The 19,592-nt window shown below is 39.9% G+C and carries 16 protein-coding genes, 1 pseudogene and 1 riboswitch; of the genes and pseudogenes, 12 read left to right on the forward strand and 5 right to left on the reverse strand.

The window, feature by feature from the left end; all coding sequences use genetic code 11:
- Positions 1-458: pseudogene (locus V7150_RS03565) on the forward strand (AmiS/UreI family transporter); the annotation flags it as partial.
- 231 nt (positions 459-689) lie between these two features.
- Here the strand turns inward: V7150_RS03565 and V7150_RS03570 are convergent.
- A complete protein-coding gene (locus V7150_RS03570; RefSeq protein WP_335513660.1) occupies positions 690-983 on the reverse strand; it encodes a c-type cytochrome in 294 nt (97 codons plus the stop codon).
- 264 nt (positions 984-1,247) lie between these two features.
- Here V7150_RS03570 and V7150_RS03575 point away from each other — a divergent pair, with 264 nt between their 5' ends.
- The 11 genes from V7150_RS03575 (at position 1,248) to V7150_RS03625 (ending at position 13,887) form a co-directional block, all read left to right on the forward strand.
- A complete protein-coding gene (locus V7150_RS03575) occupies positions 1,248-1,886 on the forward strand; it encodes a response regulator transcription factor (protein WP_335513662.1) in 639 nt (212 codons plus the stop codon).
- 1 nt (position 1,887) lies between these two features.
- Entirely contained in the window at positions 1,888-2,994 is a 1,107-nt protein-coding gene (locus V7150_RS03580; RefSeq protein WP_335513664.1) for a sensor histidine kinase, read from the forward strand.
- A gap of 114 nt (positions 2,995-3,108) precedes the next feature.
- Entirely contained in the window at positions 3,109-4,047 is a 939-nt protein-coding gene (locus V7150_RS03585) for an ABC transporter ATP-binding protein (RefSeq protein ID WP_335513667.1), read from the forward strand.
- Positions 4,048-4,059: 12 nt separating this feature from the next.
- Positions 4,060-5,172 carry an ABC transporter permease gene (locus tag V7150_RS03590; protein WP_335513669.1) on the forward strand — a complete coding sequence of 371 codons (1,113 nt, stop codon included), beginning with the start codon at positions 4,060-4,062 and terminating at the stop codon, positions 5,170-5,172.
- Positions 5,172-6,317, forward strand: coding sequence for an ABC transporter permease (locus V7150_RS03595; protein ID WP_335513671.1), 1,146 nt, complete (start codon positions 5,172-5,174; stop codon positions 6,315-6,317). The genes V7150_RS03590 and V7150_RS03595 overlap by 1 nt, the downstream gene beginning before the upstream one ends.
- A gap of 388 nt (positions 6,318-6,705) precedes the next feature.
- On the forward strand, positions 6,706-8,241 hold the full coding sequence (locus V7150_RS03600; protein WP_335513673.1) for a phosphoesterase: 1,536 nt from the start codon (positions 6,706-6,708) through the stop codon (positions 8,239-8,241).
- A gap of 76 nt (positions 8,242-8,317) precedes the next feature.
- Positions 8,318-9,361, forward strand: coding sequence for a HupE/UreJ family protein (locus V7150_RS03605; protein ID WP_335513674.1), 1,044 nt, complete (start codon positions 8,318-8,320; stop codon positions 9,359-9,361).
- Between the two features lie 489 nt (positions 9,362-9,850).
- Positions 9,851-9,956: riboswitch (SAM riboswitch) on the forward strand.
- A 201-nt stretch (positions 9,957-10,157) separates the two neighbouring features.
- A complete protein-coding gene (locus tag V7150_RS03610) occupies positions 10,158-11,171 on the forward strand; it encodes a methionine ABC transporter ATP-binding protein (protein WP_335513676.1) in 1,014 nt (337 codons plus the stop codon).
- On the forward strand, positions 11,161-11,835 hold the full coding sequence (locus V7150_RS03615; protein WP_335513678.1) for a methionine ABC transporter permease: 675 nt from the start codon (positions 11,161-11,163) through the stop codon (positions 11,833-11,835). The genes V7150_RS03610 and V7150_RS03615 overlap by 11 nt, the downstream gene beginning before the upstream one ends.
- A 17-nt stretch (positions 11,836-11,852) precedes the next feature.
- Positions 11,853-12,680 (forward strand): MetQ/NlpA family ABC transporter substrate-binding protein, encoded by an 828-nt coding sequence (locus tag V7150_RS03620; RefSeq protein WP_335513680.1) that lies wholly within the window; start codon positions 11,853-11,855, stop codon positions 12,678-12,680.
- Between the two features lie 115 nt (positions 12,681-12,795).
- Positions 12,796-13,887 (forward strand): iron-containing alcohol dehydrogenase family protein, encoded by a 1,092-nt coding sequence (locus V7150_RS03625; protein WP_335513682.1) that lies wholly within the window; start codon positions 12,796-12,798, stop codon positions 13,885-13,887.
- Positions 13,888-13,937: 50 nt separating this feature from the next.
- Here V7150_RS03625 and tagU read toward each other — a convergent pair whose 3' ends face one another.
- The 4 genes from tagU to V7150_RS03645 form a co-directional block, all read right to left on the reverse strand.
- A complete protein-coding gene (tagU, locus tag V7150_RS03630; protein ID WP_335513684.1) occupies positions 13,938-14,861 on the reverse strand; it encodes a polyisoprenyl-teichoic acid--peptidoglycan teichoic acid transferase TagU in 924 nt (307 codons plus the stop codon).
- Between the two features lie 184 nt (positions 14,862-15,045).
- Complete coding sequence (locus V7150_RS03635; protein WP_335513686.1) at positions 15,046-17,352, reverse strand: beta-N-acetylglucosaminidase domain-containing protein; 2,307 nt, start codon at positions 17,350-17,352, stop codon at positions 15,046-15,048.
- A 388-nt stretch (positions 17,353-17,740) separates the two neighbouring features.
- Positions 17,741-18,223, reverse strand: coding sequence for a sigma-70 family RNA polymerase sigma factor (locus tag V7150_RS03640; RefSeq protein WP_335513688.1), 483 nt, complete (start codon positions 18,221-18,223; stop codon positions 17,741-17,743).
- Positions 18,224-18,604: 381 nt separating this feature from the next.
- The gene (locus V7150_RS03645; protein WP_335513690.1) at positions 18,605-19,252 is read right to left on the reverse strand and encodes a GGDEF domain-containing protein; all 648 of its coding nucleotides are present in this window, start codon (positions 19,250-19,252) and stop codon (positions 18,605-18,607) included.
- Positions 19,253-19,592: the final 340 nt, after the last annotated feature.

Here is a 19,592-nt window from a genome sequence, read left to right on the forward strand (position 1 = left end):
AACTTTATAATGATGCGTCAATATTTTTATTTGGCTTAACCTATTTATATTTGGGAATAACCGTATTAAAGGGGCTAGAGGGCAATGGTCTGGGGTGGTTTTGCCTATGGGTTGCCATTATTGCGGTCGTTTATACCATTACATCTATTGTTCATTTTCATGATGTAGTAAATGCATTAACATGGGGAATGTGGGCATTTTTATGGTTTCTCTTCTTTTTATCCAGTACTCTTAAAAAGAAAATTGATGCTTACATTGGAATTGTAGCTTTCGTTCAGTCGTGGGTAACACTAACGATCCCATCGATCCTTTACTTTTTAGGCCTCTGGAATACGCCATTTGTGGTACAAATCTGGACTTACGTTTTAATCGTATCTATTTTCACTTTTGTTGTTGCCAGCCTTTTCAAATTGAAACTAGCCAAGAAGCAAGGGGACGGTTCTTTTGCTTCTTTATAAGCCAGTCCTCTACTTTTTTAAGTAATAATGAGGTATTGCTAAAACACATTTGAAAAACCTCGTTTGTGGTGTCATCTTAATGAAGATGAAATAATTTAACGTATGATAAGGTCCTAAATAATTGGCCATTTTTTGATCTTTCCATCACCTTTCGAGAGAGGGACCATAAATCAAGGCTATGCTGGTAGCAGCATAGCCTCTTTTAAGTTCTCGTACATGTCACTGGATGATTTATTGTTCCATTAACCACTCTGTAACAATTTTTGATTGGTCATCTGTCAGTAGATTACCTGGCATTTGATCAGTACCTTCGGTTATGATTTTCAATAGTTCTTTATCGGAGTATTTACCAGCCATGTTTACAACAGGCGGTCCAACAGCCCCTTTTAAATTTTCACCATGGCAAGCTGAACACTTATTAGCATAAATGGATTCACCATCCGCAGCTTCATTGTTTGCACTATTGGATGAACAGCCAGTTACTAATAATATGGTCAGCGCAGTCAAAAGCCAGAGTTGTTTCATTTTTAGTTCCTCCATCATCATTGATCTGCAAAAAAAATTTTCATACTAAGGTTCCGCTATTCATTTGGAAAATGAATGGCTATTTCTATTACGATTATAAAATGAATAACGAGCATAAAAGGGAGCAGAACTTGAACTTTTTCGTACAATTGAAACCAGGTGACAGAAAAAAGACTATAATCTGAATAATCACGTCATTTCCTCGTGATTTCTTGCTATAATGCTGGTAGATATATTGAAAATTAGGAAGGGGGCCAGGATCTTATGAAAATTAAGGTCATCATTGCGGATGACAACTCCTTTATTCGCGAAGGCTTGAAAATTATCCTTAATACATATGTAGAGTTTGAAGTGCTCGATACGGTGAATGATGGAAAAGAAGCAGTAGACTTTTGCCTAAAGCATCCGGTCGATATTGCCCTGCTGGATGTGCGCATGCCAAATATGAATGGGGTGGAGGCAGCGAGGCTGATTACCGAGCAAACCAGCGTAAAACCTATTATCTTAACCACTTTTGATGATGATGAATACATTCTCGATGCCATCAAAAATGGCGCCAAAGGCTATTTATTGAAAAATAATGACCCTGAACAAATTCGGGATGCCATAAAGAGTGTTTATAACGGAAACAGCATTATTCAGGATGTTATTTTAGAAAAAATAAAGACCAATCTCACGGAAAATAAAGCACCAGAGACGTCAACGGATCTCAGCCAATTCACCGAAAGAGAAAGAGAAATCATGTCCCTGATTGCAAAGGGGTGCTCTAATAAAGCAATATCAAAGCAAGTGTTTATTTCCGAAGGAACGGTGGCCAATTATATTACTTCCATATTAAATAAGACTGGGCTTGAACACCGGACCCAGATTGCGATTTTCTACCTCAAGGGGAAAGTGGAATAAGATGGAGTTTTGGATGATTGGCACGAAGCTAGTACTATTACTTTATATTGCTTTCTATTTTGTAGGGGGGGATATCAGCCGTATCTCCTTGGTTGTTCTCACCTTTCTAGTTTATTTTTGCATCAATATCACAGTCTATATTTTTAAACAGGATACCGTCAAAAGAATTTTACACTTAGTATCTATTGGTATTTCTATTATAGCTTGTATGATGGTCAATCCGATGTTTATTATCCTTTTACCACTATCGATTGTGGAACTGACCGCAGGCTTTTTTGAAAAAAAAATCATGATTCTGCTCCTTTCCATCATCCCAATCTTTTATATACATGAACCGTTCCAGCCATTGTACGGGTTAGTGGCGATCTTTTGTTTTATGCTTTATTCCGTCACGTCAAGCTTCAGTAACATGTTAGTGAAAGATGAAGTGCAGATTGATTCAATGCGAAAATCGATACAAAAATTAACGAAGCATTTAAATGAAAATACGGAGTACATCCGGCAGTCGGAATATACCTTTAAACTAGAGGAACGAAATCGGATTTCACAGGAGATTCATGATAAGATTGGTCACTCGATGACAGGGGCACTTTTTCAAATGGAAGCAGCCAAACGATTGATGGAAACCGATCCGGAGAGGTCTGCCGAGCTGCTGCAAAACGCGATCAATATTTCGAAGGACGGCATTGAAAACATCCGCCTGACGCTGAAAAATATGAAGCCCCCAACTGAGCAAGTGGGGATTCATCGCCTGAAGCTGATGATTGATGATTTCAATGCCAAACAACAAATCAAAACTATACTCACCTATGAAGGAAATTTAGACATTATTTCGCCCATCCAGTGGAAAATTATCCATGAAAACGTCACAGAGGCGCTCACGAATGCGATGAAATATTCCCGGGCAACAATTGTTTCGGTCGATTTGAAGGTGTTAAACAAACTGGTCAGAGTAGAAGTGAAGGATAATGGCGCGGGAACAGACACGATTAAAAAAGGGCTTGGCATTATTGGGATGGAGGAGCGTACCGCAGTTGTGGACGGAAAGATGATTGTCGACAGTACCCACGGTTTTTCCGTCACCACGCTCCTGCCAATCCCTTTATGATAATTTCATATCCACAATATGAATATCTTCATGTGAAAAGAATGAACGATTGCACTTATGCACGGTCATTCTTTTTTTTATACTTGAACTATCAAACGACCTAGGGGTGAAGAGATGAACGTGTTGGAGATAAAGAACTTAACGAAAAAATTCGGCGATTTTATTGCTGTTGATAATATGAGTCTATCTGTTGCTGAGGGAGAAATCTTTGGTTTTCTTGGGGCCAATGGTGCCGGAAAAAGTACCACGATTAATATGATTGCAGGTCTGCTGCGCAGTAATGATGGTGCAATCAGTATTCTTGGTAAAAACATAGCTAAACAAAGCCGTTTTACAAAAATGAACCTTGGCATGGTTCCCCAGGATTTGGCTATCTATGAGGACATGACGGCCTTTGAAAACGTGAAATTTTTTGCCGGCCTATACGGTCTGCGAGGTGCCGAACTACATGATCGTGTAGTGGAAGCCCTGGAATTTGTCGGCCTTCAAGATAAACATAAAAGCTATCCCAATAGTTTTTCAGGCGGGATGAAGCGGCGCTTAAATATCGCCTGTGCCATTGCTCATCGGCCGAAGCTAATCATTATGGATGAACCAACAGTAGGCATCGATCCGCAGTCCCGGAACTATATCCTGACATCTGTTAAGAAGTTAAACGAAATGGGCTGTACCATCATTTACACGAGTCACTATATGGAGGAAGTCGAAGAGATTTGTTCGCGGATTGCCATCATTGATCACGGAAAAATCATTGCCGAGGGTACCAAGGAACAGTTGAAATCGATCATTACCAATACGAAGGACTTATGGATTGAGGTCAAATCCTCTGAAAAAGTGAATATCCAGTCAATAAAAGACATTCCTGGTGTCGAAGCTGTTTCAGTGGATGAAAACTTTATTAAAATCAACTCGGATACGGGAGTCAATAATTTAAATAAAATCATTGAACACTTTATCAACAGCCAGATTGAAATCCGTGCTGTACAAGAAAAGGCACCAAATTTAGAGACCGTGTTTTTAACCTTAACCGGAAGAAATCTGCGTGACCAATAGGGGGGATTAACTTTGAACATACTCAATATTGCCTGGAAAGGAATTAAAACAGACTTCCGGGACACAAAAACCTTGTTTTTTATGTTAGCCTTTCCGATACTCTTAATACTCGTCCTTGGAACAGCCTTGTCGAACACGTTTACGACCAGTCTTCCTGTGGATGATCTCCATGTTTTATATAAAGATACCACGCAAGGCGGGAGTTTTCAGCAGTTTATGAATGCCGCCGAAAAATCTGGGATTCATTTTAAGAAAGCTGACGAAAAGGTTGATGGAAAAAGAGAAGTGAAGCAAAGTACCTATGACGGGTATGTAGAAGTGACCGAAAAAGGGGTACAGCTGTATGTCAACAATAGTAATAGTATTAAAGGGAATATCCTGCAAGGCATGATCTCCGCGTATGTCGACAAGTACAATATTGCTTCTGAAATCATGAAAACAGCTCCTGAAAAATTGGAAGCTGCCTTTACAACTGGGGATCAGAGAGATTTTATAAAGGAAACCTCGCTAAATCCGAATAAACAGCCGGGGTCGATGGATTATTATGCGATCGTGATTACCACGATGATTGTTCTGTACGGGGCGATGCCGGCAAGTTCGTTAATTGTCAGTGAACGTGTTAGAAGGACTGCAGATCGCCTGATCGCTGCACCAGTAAGGAAAAGTGAAATTTTTATCGGAAAAGTGTTAGGGAGTCTAGTTAGTAATGGTTTGAGTATCATTTTAGTCATTCTGTTTAGCAAACTATTATTCAATGCAAACTGGGGTAACCATCTGGGGCTGGTATTTCTAGTGCTGCTTACTGAAGTGGTGTTTGCGGTCAGTTTGGGAATTGGCGTTAGTTTCCTGACGAAAACAAGTACGGCTCCTCAAGTCATCATCATGTTATTTGTGCAGCTATCTTCCTTTTTTGGCGGGGCATATTTTAAAATAGAGAATCCTGAAGGGATCTTTAAGTTTATTACTGACCTATCACCGCTAACTTGGATGAATTCAGCGATAACAAAAATTATTTATGCAAATGACTTTGCTGCCGCTATTCCAGCGATAAGCTTCAATCTGATCGGTTCGTTCATATTTTTACTAGTAGCGTTCATCTCGCTGCAAAGAAGGGAGGGGCTATAATGAAGGATGTTCTCTGGCTCATTAAAAACACGTTAAGTGTGACATTTCAAAAAAAGAAAAACATTATTATGTATCTTTTTATGCCGCTAATCGGAATTTTTATTTCGCTGCTCGCCTATGGTGGTGATCAAAAAATGATTCTTCATGTCGGCGTTGTCAATCAAGACGAAAGTGAGATTACTGGGAATACGATCCAGTTTTTAGCGGGATTAAAGAATGTGAAGATTACGGAGATTGAAGCGAGTAAAGTTCAGGATCAGCTTACGTCCGGCAAGCTGGACAGTGTCATTACTTTTGAAAAGGGGTATTCGGACAGTGTATTGGCGGGGAGACCTGACCATATCCAGCTAACCTCTATCAAAGGTGCTCAAATTACAGGCTTCGTGAAGTCCTATTTATATCAATATGTCGATAATATCTCGACCATCAGCCGAGCAGCAGATGGAAATCAGCAGACCTTTAGGCAGATGTATCAGAATTACCAACATTCGAACTTTAGGCTCTCCACTTCTTCTTTAAAAGATTCATCGAAAAATAAGAATATGACAAATCAAACGATGGGTTTCTTGATCATGATTATGCTGATGTCAGCAATCAATATGTCCGAGATCATTCTGTTAGAAAAAGAAAAACGTACCTACTTTCGTCTGTTATCGACACCGATTAACGCTAGAAAATATTTATTGGCGAATGTCTTGGTAAACATGATTGTGATGACCATCCAGGTTGCCATCACGCTAACCATCATGAAAAGCCTTTTTAATATTGGCTTGAACATGACCTATTGGGAAGCAGCGGTCGTCATGTTACTGTTTTCCCTGATTGCTGTAGGGCTATCGCTAGTGCTGATTTCTTTTTCAAATAGCCGCAGCGCAGCGAGCGCCTTGCAAAATTTAATTATCTTACCGACAGTGATGCTTTCCGGGTGCTTCTGGCCTGTGGAAGTAATGCCAACAACATTGCAAAAAATAGCTAACTTCCTGCCGCAGCGCTGGACGCTTGATACATTAACTAAATTGCAGGAAGGACATTCGATTAGTGAGTTATCTTTACACCTCCTGATTCTCTTTGCCTTTGCGGCTGCCTTTTTCCTAATTGCTGTATATAAATTCAGCAGGAATACGACAACACAGAATTTTGTTTAAGACTCAACAAACAAAAGGCTGACTCAAATAGGTCATTGGTTTGCGACCTGCCTGAGGCAGCCTTTTTGGGCGGATTGGAAAGTATAACTTTCCAATCACGCATAAGGGCAATTAATCCTCATGAACCATCTAACGGCCCGCCAATCGGCGAGTTTTCTTTTATATAGGTTTCCAGTAATAATAGGGACAGCATCCATGTGAAGTAATTGTGAGTAAGCATTCTATTAAGGTAAGAGCATAACATTACATAATGGCATCATAAGCCAATTTTCCTAGATGGAAAGCACTAGTAAAATTTACAAAATTCTATCAATTCATTCACATTGGCACAATAATTGCCCACTATTATGTTAGTTGTAAACAATTAACATAATGGGAGTGGAGGTATATGAAATTTCGTTTGAAAAAGAAATCAATTCCTTTAATTGCGACAACCCTGCTGGCAACAACTGCTTTTACCACCCAGACGTTTCAAAATTTAGGGCAGAACCAAAAAGCGGAAGCAAGTACCCTTTCTGCAGATAAAAAGAATGGCGCTAAGTGGCTTGCCGGCGATCATCATGTACATAGTGAGTGGAGTGTTGGCTGGGACAACACGAAAAACCCTCCGCAGGCCATTAAGGGTGGCGATGCTATTTATCCGATTGTAAAAAATGCAGAAAATGCCAAGAAATACGGGCTCGATTGGATGGTGTCAACCGACCACGGCGGACCTAATCATTCCAAAGTGAATTTGGAACAAGCCTACCCTGAGCTGCTTATATCACGACAAGCTGTTCCAGACCTGCTGCAATTTTACGGAATGGAATTTGATACACCTGCAGCTGACCACAGTTCTTTAATTATTCCAAAAAGTGATAACGAATCGGAAACCCTTTATAACATTGAAAGCAAATTTAATAAGCGTGATCCACATCCGAATGATGGCAGCCGCGATACGGAGTCCAACATGATTGCGGCACTTAATTATATGAAAGATTTGGCTGAACCACCTGTTCTTTTTGCCAACCATCCTTCACGTTCTGCTACTGGGGATGCCAAGTGGGGGCAGGATACGCCGCAGGAATTCCGTAACTGGAACGATACTGCACCGAATGTTTCTGTTGGGATGGAAGGGGCTCCAGGTCACCAAGCTGGTGCCATCAATCGGGATGGATCGATTAAACCAAATGGTACCCGTGGAGCATACGGAAATGCTGCAGCTCCAACTATGGGCGGATTCGACCAAATGACTGCAAAAGTCGGCGGGTTATGGGATTCGATGTTAGGGGAAGGACGACACTGGTGGATCACCTCGACTTCGGATTCTCATGTCAACTGGCGCGAAGGCGGGAGCGATTTCTGGCCAGGTGAATATTCGAAAACCTACGTAAAAGCAGAAAAGAACTATAAAGATATCATGGAAGGACTTCGCAATGGAAATGTGTTTGTCACCACAGGCGACCTTATTTCAGAACTTGATGTGAAGGTCCAAGCTGCTGGAAAAACGCCTTGGAATGCCGTTGCCAAAGGGAACACTGCTTCTATCGGGGAAACATTGACATTACCAGGCAAGAAATCAAGAGATGTTACAGTATCCATTCGTCTGAAAGATCCAAATGCTAAAAATGCCAATGGAGATAATGCAAAGGTTAAACGGGTGGACTTAATTGTTGGAGAAGTAACTGGTAAAGTAGAAGATCGGTCATCCGCGTCCAATCCGACAACCAAAGTGGTCAAACGTTTCACAGAAAAGGATTGGAAGGTAGAGGGAGACTATATCACAATCTCCTATACGTTAAAAGATGTAGATAAAGATAGTTACATTCGTTTACGCGGAACCAATACAGACCAGCTAGAACCAGCATTAGACCCTCGCGGTGAAAATCCATGGTCCGATCTTTGGTTTTATTCGAATCCAATCTTTGTGAAAACCAATAAGTAAGGTATGAGGGACGAGGAACATAACTGCTCCTCGTTTTTTTATAAATTTTTTAAAAGAAGGGTTGCGGACCGTCTTTATGAAAAAACTAGCTTTTTTCCTTATTTTCTTTTCGATTAGTGGGTTATTTTCTTCATCTGCATCGGCTCATTCCAATAACAGTGAGGGATATTCGCTCATTGAAGTGAAGGATACGACCTTGGACTATGAACTTAAGGTTGACCTTGAGGAATTAGGGCATGCGCTAGATAAGGAAATCAATCAGAGTAAATTAATCAACTCTACGATGGTGCAAAGCTATATTAATTCTCATATCAAACTGTATGCCGATAGCGTCCAGATTGAAGGGAGCATTCAGAAATCAGATGTAGAAATGATTGAGGACCGCCCATTTGCCGTGATGAATATGACCTATGAACTCCAGCATAAACCAGAAAGATTATCCCTTGACTATAATCTTTTTCTAGATGATTCAGATCCAAGTCATGCCAACTTTGCCACTATTAAAATGGACGGAAAGCAGCAGGAAAAAATTCTTACGTATGAATCGAGAGAATTAGAGATTGGCCAGGTAAGTTTTTTCCAAACTATAAAACAATTTATTCTGCTTGGATTAGAGCATATTTTTACTGGCTATGACCATATTTTATTCGTCATTAGTTTACTCTTCGGGGTAAAAAATATCCGCCATATCATTTCATTAGTAACGGCCTTTACGATTTCCCATAGTATTACCCTGGTACTTGCCACGTTAGAAATTGTCTCACTGCCTAGCAAATTGGTGGAGTCTGCGATTGCACTAAGTATTGTTTATGTCGCACTCATAAATATTTTTAATCGGGAGCCAAAACATCAGCCGTGGCTTGCGTTTGGCTTTGGACTCATCCACGGCTTTGGCTTTGCGGGAATTTTAGCAGAAATGCGATTGGATCGGGAATCGATGGTAGCTTCACTCCTATCTTTCAATATTGGGATTGAACTCGGCCAGTTGATCATCGTATCCCTGGCATTACCACTCATTTCGTTGATTGCAAAAATAAAAAAGATCAATTGGCTGATCCCTGGAACTTCAATTGGTATTCTGAGTTTCGGGCTTATATGGTTTATTCAGAGGGCTTTTTAAAAATTTTGATGAAAGGCATTCAGTAAAACAAAATAACCTTCATTACCAATCTCTTTCGCACCTTTTTACTTGTATGATGAGAAGGAGATTTTTTTTGGAAATTAATATAGAAGTTCATAAGGATAAAACTTGCTGAGAAATTGGTGAAACTGTCCACATAAGAGGGTCATGAGGACAAAACTCGCTTAAGGAGCATTGCACAATCTTGTTGAAAACGGCAACAATTGAGTTAAAATACGATAACATCTGTAATGAAAGAGGTGATTTTTATAGTTACCATAGTTATTCGCTGTTTTTTTTTCTGTACTTGACTGATACCTAGGTCCATCAAATTTAAAGAAAAAAGAAAAATTAAAAAATTTAAAACCTATTTTGTAGATTGATTTTATAGGAATGAAAGCGTTTTATCTTGGTTAAATACTATTTTCTGATGATTGACAAAATAAAAAGAGATTAGTAGTATCTTAAATATCTTAATAAACTCATAAAAACTTATCGAGAGCGACCGAGGGACAAGGCCCTGTGACGTCCGGCAACCCCCTTTATGGGAAGGTGCCAATTCCTACAGAATGACTTTCATTCTGAAAGATAAGTCGAAATAGCCCTTTGTATTTCGATGCTCCTTTCAGTTGAAAGGGGCATTTTTTGCGTGGAAAAGGAGCGGATCAGCGAAAAAAATCAGTTAATCCAATCTGAGTGAAAAAAATATTCTACACAACGAATTAGGCGAAGTTCAGCTCTGCTTACAACGCCTTTATTATTTCAAACTATTGACCTAGGAAAAAGAGGGTATCGGATGATTGAAATTCAGAATCTTACAAAGGTTTACAAAACAAAAAATGGCACGGTAAAAGGTGTCGATGAAGTATCACTATCTGTTCAAAGAGGCGAAATTTATGGGATTGTCGGCTACTCTGGTGCCGGAAAAAGTTCGCTCCTGCGCTGCATCAATCTGTTGGAACGGCCTACTACAGGAAGCATTACAGTGGATGGCACTGACCTTACTTTATTAAAAGGTGAGAAGCTGCGCTTAGCACGGTTAAAAATAGGGATGATTTTCCAACATTTTTATTTAATTAGTCAAAAAACGGTGTTTGAGAATATTGCGTTTTCCTTGAAAGCTGCTAACTATCCAAAGAGCCAAATCAAAGAACGGGTTGAAGAGCTGCTTGCAACCGTCGGACTTGCAGATAAACGGGATGTTTACCCTGCACAGCTGAGCGGCGGGCAAAAACAACGGGTTGGGATTGCTCGGGCGCTTGCCAATAATCCGAAGGTACTATTATGCGATGAAGCAACTTCTGCACTGGATCCAACGACAACAAAGTCGATATTGAATCTATTGAAAAAAATCAATAAAGAACTCAATATCACCATTGTGTTAATCACGCATGAGATGAATGTTGTCAAGGAAATTTGCCACCGCATGGCGATCATGCAAGATGGAAGGGTCATTGAAGAGGGTGCGGTTTATGATCTATTTGCCAGCCCTCAGGCAGAACTGACAAAAGAGTTTATCGAAAGTGTTGTTTCCTTTAATGTTCCTGAGACTATTTTAAAAAATTGTGAGGGACCGATCATTAAAGTGACCTTCAAGGGGAAAGTCGCTGGAGAGGGCATCATTTCCGATATGCTCCAGCAATTTAACGTAAAAGGGAACTTCCTTCATGGTTCGATTGAATATATTCAAGAATTGCCGCTGGGCATCTTTATTATGGAATTGAAAGGAAAGAAGGAGGAAGTTAAATGCGCGCTTCAGTATATCGAAGACCGGGCAGCGCAAGTGGAGGTGTTACGTGATGGGCTTTGATCTCAATCATCTTGTAGAGCTTATTCCTGATATAAATACAGCCTTTTTACAAACCATTTATATGATCATCATCTCCTTAGTGATTGCGATTGTCATTGGCTTACCTGTGGGGATTCTCTTATACGTCACGGACAAAGGCTTGTTTTTACAAAATCGTGTGATCCAAGTTTGTATGGGCTTTGGGGTTAATCTTATCCGGTCAATTCCCTTTATTATTTTATTGGTTGCGTTAATACCCTTAACAAATTTTTTAGTCGGTACAACCATAGGACCAACTGCCGCGAGTGTTTCGCTTTCTGTGGCAGCGATTCCTTTCTTTGCCCGGATTGTCGAGACGGCGTTAAGGGAGATTGATAAAGGGGTCATCGAAGCAGCAATTGCAGCGGGTGCGACTCCATGGATGATCATAAAAGATGTCTTGCTCCTTGAGGCTAGATCGGGGATTATCTCCGGTATCACGTTAACACTTATTAGTTTAATTGGCTTTTCAGCCATGGCCGGTACAGTTGGCGGCGGCGGAATCGGGGATTTAGCGATTCGTTTTGGTTACTACCGGTATGACAACACCATCATGATTGCCACTGTTGTCATATTAATAGTTTTAGTTCAGTTTGTTCAGCTTCTAGGTGATTTCATCGCAAAGGCTGTCGATAAAAGAAAATAAGAGAGAGGGAAGGTATTATGAAAAATTGGTTTTTAGCAATGGTTTTACTTTTAGTCGTAGGAGCTTTAGCAGCTTGCGGCAGTTCTGAAAGCAGCGCGAAGAAAAGTACTGATTCAAAGGAAATTAAATTAGGGGCTACCGCTGGCCCTTATAGTGATATGTTGAAGAAAGCTATTGTACCGGGATTAGAAGAAAAGGGCTACAAAGTGAAGATTGTAGAATTTAGCGACTATATTCAACCAAACAAAGCGTTAGATAATGGCGATATTCAAGCAAATCTCTTCCAACATTCGATTTACCTTGAAAATTTTGCGAAGGAAAATAACATGAAGTTATCCGCTTTGATTTCTGTCCCAACAGCACCAATGGGGATCTATTCAAACAAATACAATTCATTGGCTGAAGTTAAGGATGGTGCAACGGTTACACTTCCAAATGACCCAACAAACGCAGCTCGTGCTTTAAATACCCTCCGAGATGAAGGGTTAATTACTATCAATAAGGGCGCCGATCAGCTTAAAGTGTCAGAGAAGGATATTGTGGAAAATAAGAAGAACTTGAAATTCCAACCGATTGAAGCTGGTCAGCTGCCTCGTTCAGTAGACAATATCGACTTAGCTGCTGTACCTGGAAACTTCGCGTTGGCAGCTAAGATGAACTTGCTAGATGCGTTAGCACTAGAAAACATGCTTGATCCTTACCGAAATATTGTTGCTGTTAAAACTGAAAATAAAGATTCTAAGCTGGCAAAAGATATTAAAGCCGTTATCGAGTCAGATGATTTTGAAAAAGTCATTGATGACCAATTTAAAGGCTTCGGAAAACCGGATTGGATGAAGAAGTAAGAAAAAGTGGGCAATAGGATGGTTCTTTTGCTTGTTTAGAGGTCAATTTTCAACTGCTTTTAAAGTAGCATGGGACTGACACCTATATATGTATCCTTAGAAAAGAGTGATGAAAATGGAGACCTTTTCCATTCACGGGGCACCAAGTGAATATGTGTTACAAGAAGGTATTTTGGAGCAGTTGGAGTCAAAATTGTTGGAACGAGGCTTTCAAAAAGTCCTGGTCGTACATGGACAAAAGTCATGGGAGGCTGCCAAGCCATTTTTACCGGTATTCCATAAGGTTCAAGCTGAGGAATACACTTATTGCGGTGAATGTTCTTTAAAAGAAATTGGAGAAATTTCAGAACTTGTGAACAAGAACTCGTTTGATGCGATCGTTGGTGTGGGCGGTGGAAAAGTACTTGATCTGGTCAAGGCTGCCAGTCAAATGACCCATCAACCACATGTTCTGATACCTACGCTTGCCTCTAATTGCTCGCCATGGACGCCTATCAGTGTGATTTATGATGAGCTTGGTGCATTTATTCGTTATGATATTTACCCTGTTAGTGCGAGCCTTGTGTTAATTGAGCCGAGAATTTTACTGGTAGCACCTTTGAACATGCTGATTGCTGGTATTGGTGATACGCTGGCAAAATGGTATGAAGCCGATGTACAAATGGCAGGCATTGAAAACAAACCAGTGCCATTGCAAATCTCTCACTCTACAGCAAGACAGTGTAAAAACCTGCTGCTTCAACATTCAGAAGGAGCGATTACTGCAGCGAAAACGGGAAATTTGAATGCAGATTTTATAAAAGTTATTGAGACTATTATCATACTTGGAGGTATGGTTGGTGGATACGGTGATCATTATGGAAGAATTGCTGGTGCACACTCGATCCATAATGGGCTGACTGGTTTGGAGGAAACCCATCATGCCTTACACGGGGAAAAAGTGGCTTACGGAATCCTAGTCCAGCTCGTATTGGAAAGTAAGTGGGAGGAAATCGATCAGCTAATACCTTATTTTCAGCGGCTTGGGTTGCCAATATCTCTCACTGATTTAGGTGTTTCGGTCATCAATGATGATGTACTGACTCGTATTGCTGCAAAATCAGCTGTACCAGAGGAATCCATCCATGTCATGCCAATTGGTGAAATTACTCCTACAAATGTCAGCATGGCCATTGCGGCTCTTGAAAACAGGGCCAACCATCGCTAATAGAAAAAAGTCCCTTCTCGATTTCGAGAGGGGACTTTTTTTACATTTAACTACAGCTCCAGCTGCGTCTTTAATTCGTTTTGCACTCGTTGCTTTTCTTCAGCTGACACTAGTCCGTAATAGATGTTATTAATCATTTTACCTTGTTCTTTAATCTCCATTTGCTGAATGGATGCTCCGGCATCTAAATACCCTTTTTGAATGGATACCATTTGATCAAATGTAAGGTTCGTTTTTACGTTATTTCCAAGGGCAGTAAAAATATCGGAAAACTTCGTTAAGCTTGAGAGACTGGCCCCTTCTTTGACTATTCCTTCGATTACTTGGCGCTGTCTTGTTTGTCTGCCAAAGTCACCTTGAGGATCTTCTTTTCTCATTCTTGTATAGCTTAAGGCTTGAGCACCATTTAAAGTTAGCTCTCCCTTTGCAAAATGGAATCCATCTTGGGTGAAATCTAAATCATTCTGGACGGTGACACCGCCAACGGCATCGACCATTTCCGTGAATCCTTCCATGTTCATCTGGACATAATAATCAATGGGAATATCAAGAAAGTTCTCTACTGTATCCATCGCCATTGGAATTCCTCCAAACGCATAGGCGTGGTTAATCTTGTCCTCTTTCCCTTTGCCGATAATTTCGGTTCGTGTATCCCTTGGGATGCTAAGCATCTTCACTGATTCGGTGTTTGGATTGACCGTTAAGACAATCATCGTATCAGATCGGCCTTTGTCACCTTCACGCTCGTCCACACCAAGCAGTAAGACGGAAAACGGATCTTTTGCCTTGAGTGAAACAGCATCCTTACGCTTTTCAGATTGTTTTCGCTCAATTGGCTGATGCATCGCGTCAACCGCTTTATTCAATGATTTATATACAGTGTACCCGTACGCTCCTAAGCCAATTAACATGATCAGAAGGATCGAAGCGGTCACCTTTACCCATTTTCTACTTTTCTTTTTTTGAGATCTCATGCAGAAAAAAACCTCCTAAAAACTTACAAAATGTTAAACAATTGCTTTCTATTGTATCAAAATTATAGATTGATTGGTATGTAAAAAATATGGAAACTTTCTATGTGTTTTAGAAATATTATAAAAAAAACCGAGAAGTTGATTTCACTTCCCGGTTTTTCTACTATTTAAATTAGCACTAAATTTAGTTGTGGGAGTTAAACACTTTGAATTCGTATAAAGAATAGCCCCAACTTGTTGACCGTTTCACGCCAAGCATTCTTACATATCTTGCGTCTGTTGAAGGAAACTTGATTTCATCCGTTCCCCCATTACTGTTTAACTCTGTATAGACATCCGTCCATTGGCTGCCATCCTGTGACACCTGGATTTTGTATTGTTTTCCATAGGCAGATTCCCAGTGTAACACGACTTTATTAATAGAATAGAGCTGACCAAGATCGACACTAATCCATTGATTATCTGTATATAAAGAGGCCCATCTTGTATTGTTGTTTCCATCAACTGCTAAATCAGGCGTTAGCCAGCTGACTTCTGATGAAGAAGCTGTGGCGGTTTTTCCTTCTGCTAAATTCACACCATTAATAACTCGGTCAAGGAAGGTTGGGATGACGCCCAAGCTTAGCTTTTGCGGGTATTTCTCCATCTCTGTCATCGTATTTTTAAGTAATGTTCTTTGCTCTTCTGCAGTTTGTGTATCATTTTCCTGTTCCGCTAGGGCCATTTTAATTGCTGCTTCGCCTGCGACTCCATAAAGCTCCATCTTATTTAGATATGGATCGATTTCTTCTAGGAAGTTCTGATTTTCCATGGTTTTTCGCAGTTGAGACGGTGTATTTTTCAGCTTCGTGAATTCTTGTAAAAGAGCGTCTGCGGCTGCTTGACCATTTTTGGCCTCATATGCTGACCAAAACTGCTCCATTAGCGGCTTTAATTTTTCCGAAATCGGTTCTTTATAGTTATTAAGACTGGTAGAATAGGAAGATTCTACAAACAGGTTTAATGGTTCATAAGCGGCTCCGGCAAATTCCTTTAAACTCTTTTCCAATGAGTCACTTGGGTCATAGGCTTCCGGGTTCCATGTATAATCTGCTACAGTAAATAGCGGAATTTTCGATGCCTCCGCTTCGTTCATTGGATTGGCTGTTAGACCAATGACGCCATGTTCAGGAGTAAGACCTGCATCTCTTCCAACTAATGGGCCGAGGAATAAACGATTGCGGTCAAAATCATTTACCGGATAGTTATCCCAGATTAATAAGTCGTGCTTGAAAATTTCATGGATCTTATCGGCATCAGCAGTGGTAATTGTAGGAGCGACGACGCCAATTCCCGTCCACTGAACGACGATATCAGGTTGAACCAATTCGGCAAATCTTTTTCGATAAGGGGTAGTACCCGCTTGATAATAATCTGTCGGCACGGTAATTAAACGCTCCGCCCCTTCATGTTTTTTGATAAACTGATCATTAAAACGATTTAGCAAATAGGCTTGTGCGGCTGCAGGAGGGTTTGCATCCTTGCCAAACATCGCTCGGTCCTCTGGTGAGCGAAGATTTGGATCAATATCATCAAGGAATAAGGCAAATGACCTAACTCCGACGTCCCACATTGCTTGGGCCTTGTTGATTAAAGCCTGTAAATCAGCATCGCTTGAATAAGTTATTGTATTTCCTGGTGAAATTGCGAAGGTGAAGGTGACATGGTTCTTATGTGCAGTCTTAACAAGTTGTTCAATTTCTTTTATTTTATCTTGAGGATAGGGTTCCTTCCACTTATCACGATGGTATGGATCATCTTTTGGCGCATAAATATAGCTATTCATTTTATGCTCGCCGTAAAAATTCAATTGGTTTAAGCGATCTTCATGTGACCACGGTTCGCCATAAAAACCTTCAATCGCTCCTCGTGTCGGCATTGTTGGCCAGTCGTGGATTTCGACTTCAGGAATCCAATCCGTTCCTTCTCGTTCGATAATCATTTGTTTGAATGTCTTGGTACCATAATATGTACCGGTTCCATCTTTCCCAGAAATCACAATATGCTTTTTATTTTCTTCGCCATGTATAGAAGTGACAACATACTCTTCTTTCTTTGTTACAGCCAAATCATCAAGCCCAGTACTATTCTTAATAACTTTTAACTCAGCTTCATCTGAAAATTCCCCCAGCCAAATAATCACAGGAGCATTGAGAAGGGGAGCATTTATGTTACTCTCGACGATGGTTTTAACGCCAGCTTTTTTTAGAGCGGTTTTTACTTCCTCAATTGCCGATTGATCTGTTCCATTTTCAGTAACCAATCCAACTGTTGGATTAAGCGGGAAGCCATTCCCTGTTTTTTCAATCGATTTCGGGGTTGGAGATACAGTAAACACGTATTTTTCATTTCCTTCCTTAGCACTCGTCTTTTGAATGTCTAGGGGAAGGACTAGTCCGGTTACTAAACAAACTGAAATGATAGCCTTAGAAAACAATTTCCTTTTTGCCAACTTTGCCACCTCTTCTTTCAAATTTTGTTTTCTCTCAAAAAATCGTACTAAGATTTTTTATTGTCTAAAAATCCCCCTTCCGCTTTAATTAAATCCTTTATTGAAAAAGCATAAAGCTTATTCAAACTGTGTAACTTATAGAAATGCCAACATCAAAAAAGGCAGGGGAACACTAACAAAAAGGATGTTCCCTTTTATTAGTGTCGCCCTGCCTGATCGAATCAGTAACATGCGGATCTGTTGAATTATAACCATTTTCACTGCTATTTACAGAATATTATAATTCAAAATGAAAGCGGTTTATAGGGCATTAGTACCTATTTTTTTGGGGGAACTGCTCCAAGTGTAAAAATATTTATTGGAGAAGAATTTTCCTTAATTCCAAATTTCACTCCATTACCAATACCTTTATTTTTTCCCGTGCCCCTGTACGCCAGCTTTTTACGGCAGAGACAGATACCTTTTTCATTTCAGCAATCTCCCTTGCTGATAAGCCATATAGGGCGGTATAGATTGCCCATTTTGTTTGGTTAGGTGTTAAGTTTGTACAATAGGAGAGTAAAGTTTCTTTCTCAAAAGGGCAGCAGGGGGAGAGGTCTTCGATGGTTCCCCAGAATTCCTCTTTTGGGTAAAAACTTCTTTCCGCATTCTTGCTTGTTTTCTTCAATTCCATGAGCAAATACCCTTTAATATACGTGTAAACATAGCTTGCAAGATTGCCCTTTTTGGGGTCAAAGCGTCTGCTGGCTTCCCAAAGGGCGATAAGCCCCAATTGGTAAAATTCTTCTTTGTTTTTGTAAATGTTTAGTGAGTGGATGATTTTGTGGATCATTGGTTTGTACTGTTCTACTAACTGCTCAAAGCTTTCCATTAGAAAATTCCTTTTTAGAAAGCGCGCTTTACCTTGTATTCCCGGGTTACTTCTACCATATCGGGATTAGATCGCTTGAGCGAACTGCACAATTTCACTTTTGGAGAGATTTTAAACCTAAACGTATCCATCTTTTTGTTCAAAAAGCATTTTTGGAAGCGGATTTTTGTTGTTTTCCCTTGATTTCATATGAATATTGGATTTTTAACATTTGTTTTCATTCTATGTCATATAAAAACGGGATGATGAGGAAGTATTCGTTCATTAAAAAATGACATGCGGATTTCACACGTCATTTTTAAGCATATGCTCATAAAATTCCCCGCATTTATGCAGAGGTCTTCAAACTTTTTGTTTTAATATCCGGAAATTTGCTGTGTTTCAGCATAAAGCTTTAAGCCGGATTTTCATATTATACATTTTTTCATCCGCTATTTTTAATAAATCATCGAGTGTATTTCCTTCACTAGGGTATATTGCAGTGCCGATTGAAACACTGATTTCTATATTGGTTGTTGAAATCATTTTTAGATTCTGGTGTATTCGCTCCATCAATTCATGTGTGTTGTCTGTTTTCAAGGTACCAGGGGAGAGTATGATGAATTCATCTCCGCCCCAACGGGCAACGATATCTGTATCCTTGCTACTTTTTTTCAATTGGCTGGAAATAGCTTTTAAAAGATTATCTCCTTCTTTGTGTCCAAAATGATCGTTGATTGTCTTAAAGTTATTGACGTCGATGAAGAGAACGGCAATCCCATGTCCTTTTCGATCAGCCGCAGCTTTAATTTTAAAAAAAATGCCCTCAACGTATCTTCTATTATAGATCCCGGTTAGAGCATCTTTTTCAGAAAGAAACTTTGCACGATCATATTGCCGCCCTAACCACAAGGAAAGTATGACCAAAAAAGGTAATCCTATATACTCCATCCCACTTATGAAACCATCTCGAATATAGTAATAAGCCATATGAATAGAATTAATCCCTAATACCAAAAAGAATGTCGCTATCCTGCCTTTATATTTCATTTTCTCTCATCCCTTTTAAGTATTTAAGAATACTTTCACTTAACGGAATTTTATGGCCATATTGCCCTCTCTTGCGAAGGTCACTGTATCTAGCTTCTCTTCTTATACAGAGGCAAATGGGGGATTACGGTTATGATATTTTCCTTATCATTCGATTAAACTTCAAAAGAATTTTACTATAAACAGCGGGGAAATCAGTTAATTTCCAACAAGAGTCGAAAAATTGACAAAAATCGAATCCGAGGGGTGAGGAACTGATTCCCGCCGAACTTCTATTCAGGCGATGAAGGCCAAAAAAGGTGGATTCCCGGAGAGATTTGACCTTCATAAGAGGGATGAA

This window comes from Neobacillus drentensis, from assembly GCF_036965245.1.
In the GTDB taxonomy this organism is placed as follows: Bacteria; Bacillota; Bacilli; order Bacillales; family Cytobacillaceae; genus Neobacillus; species Neobacillus drentensis_G.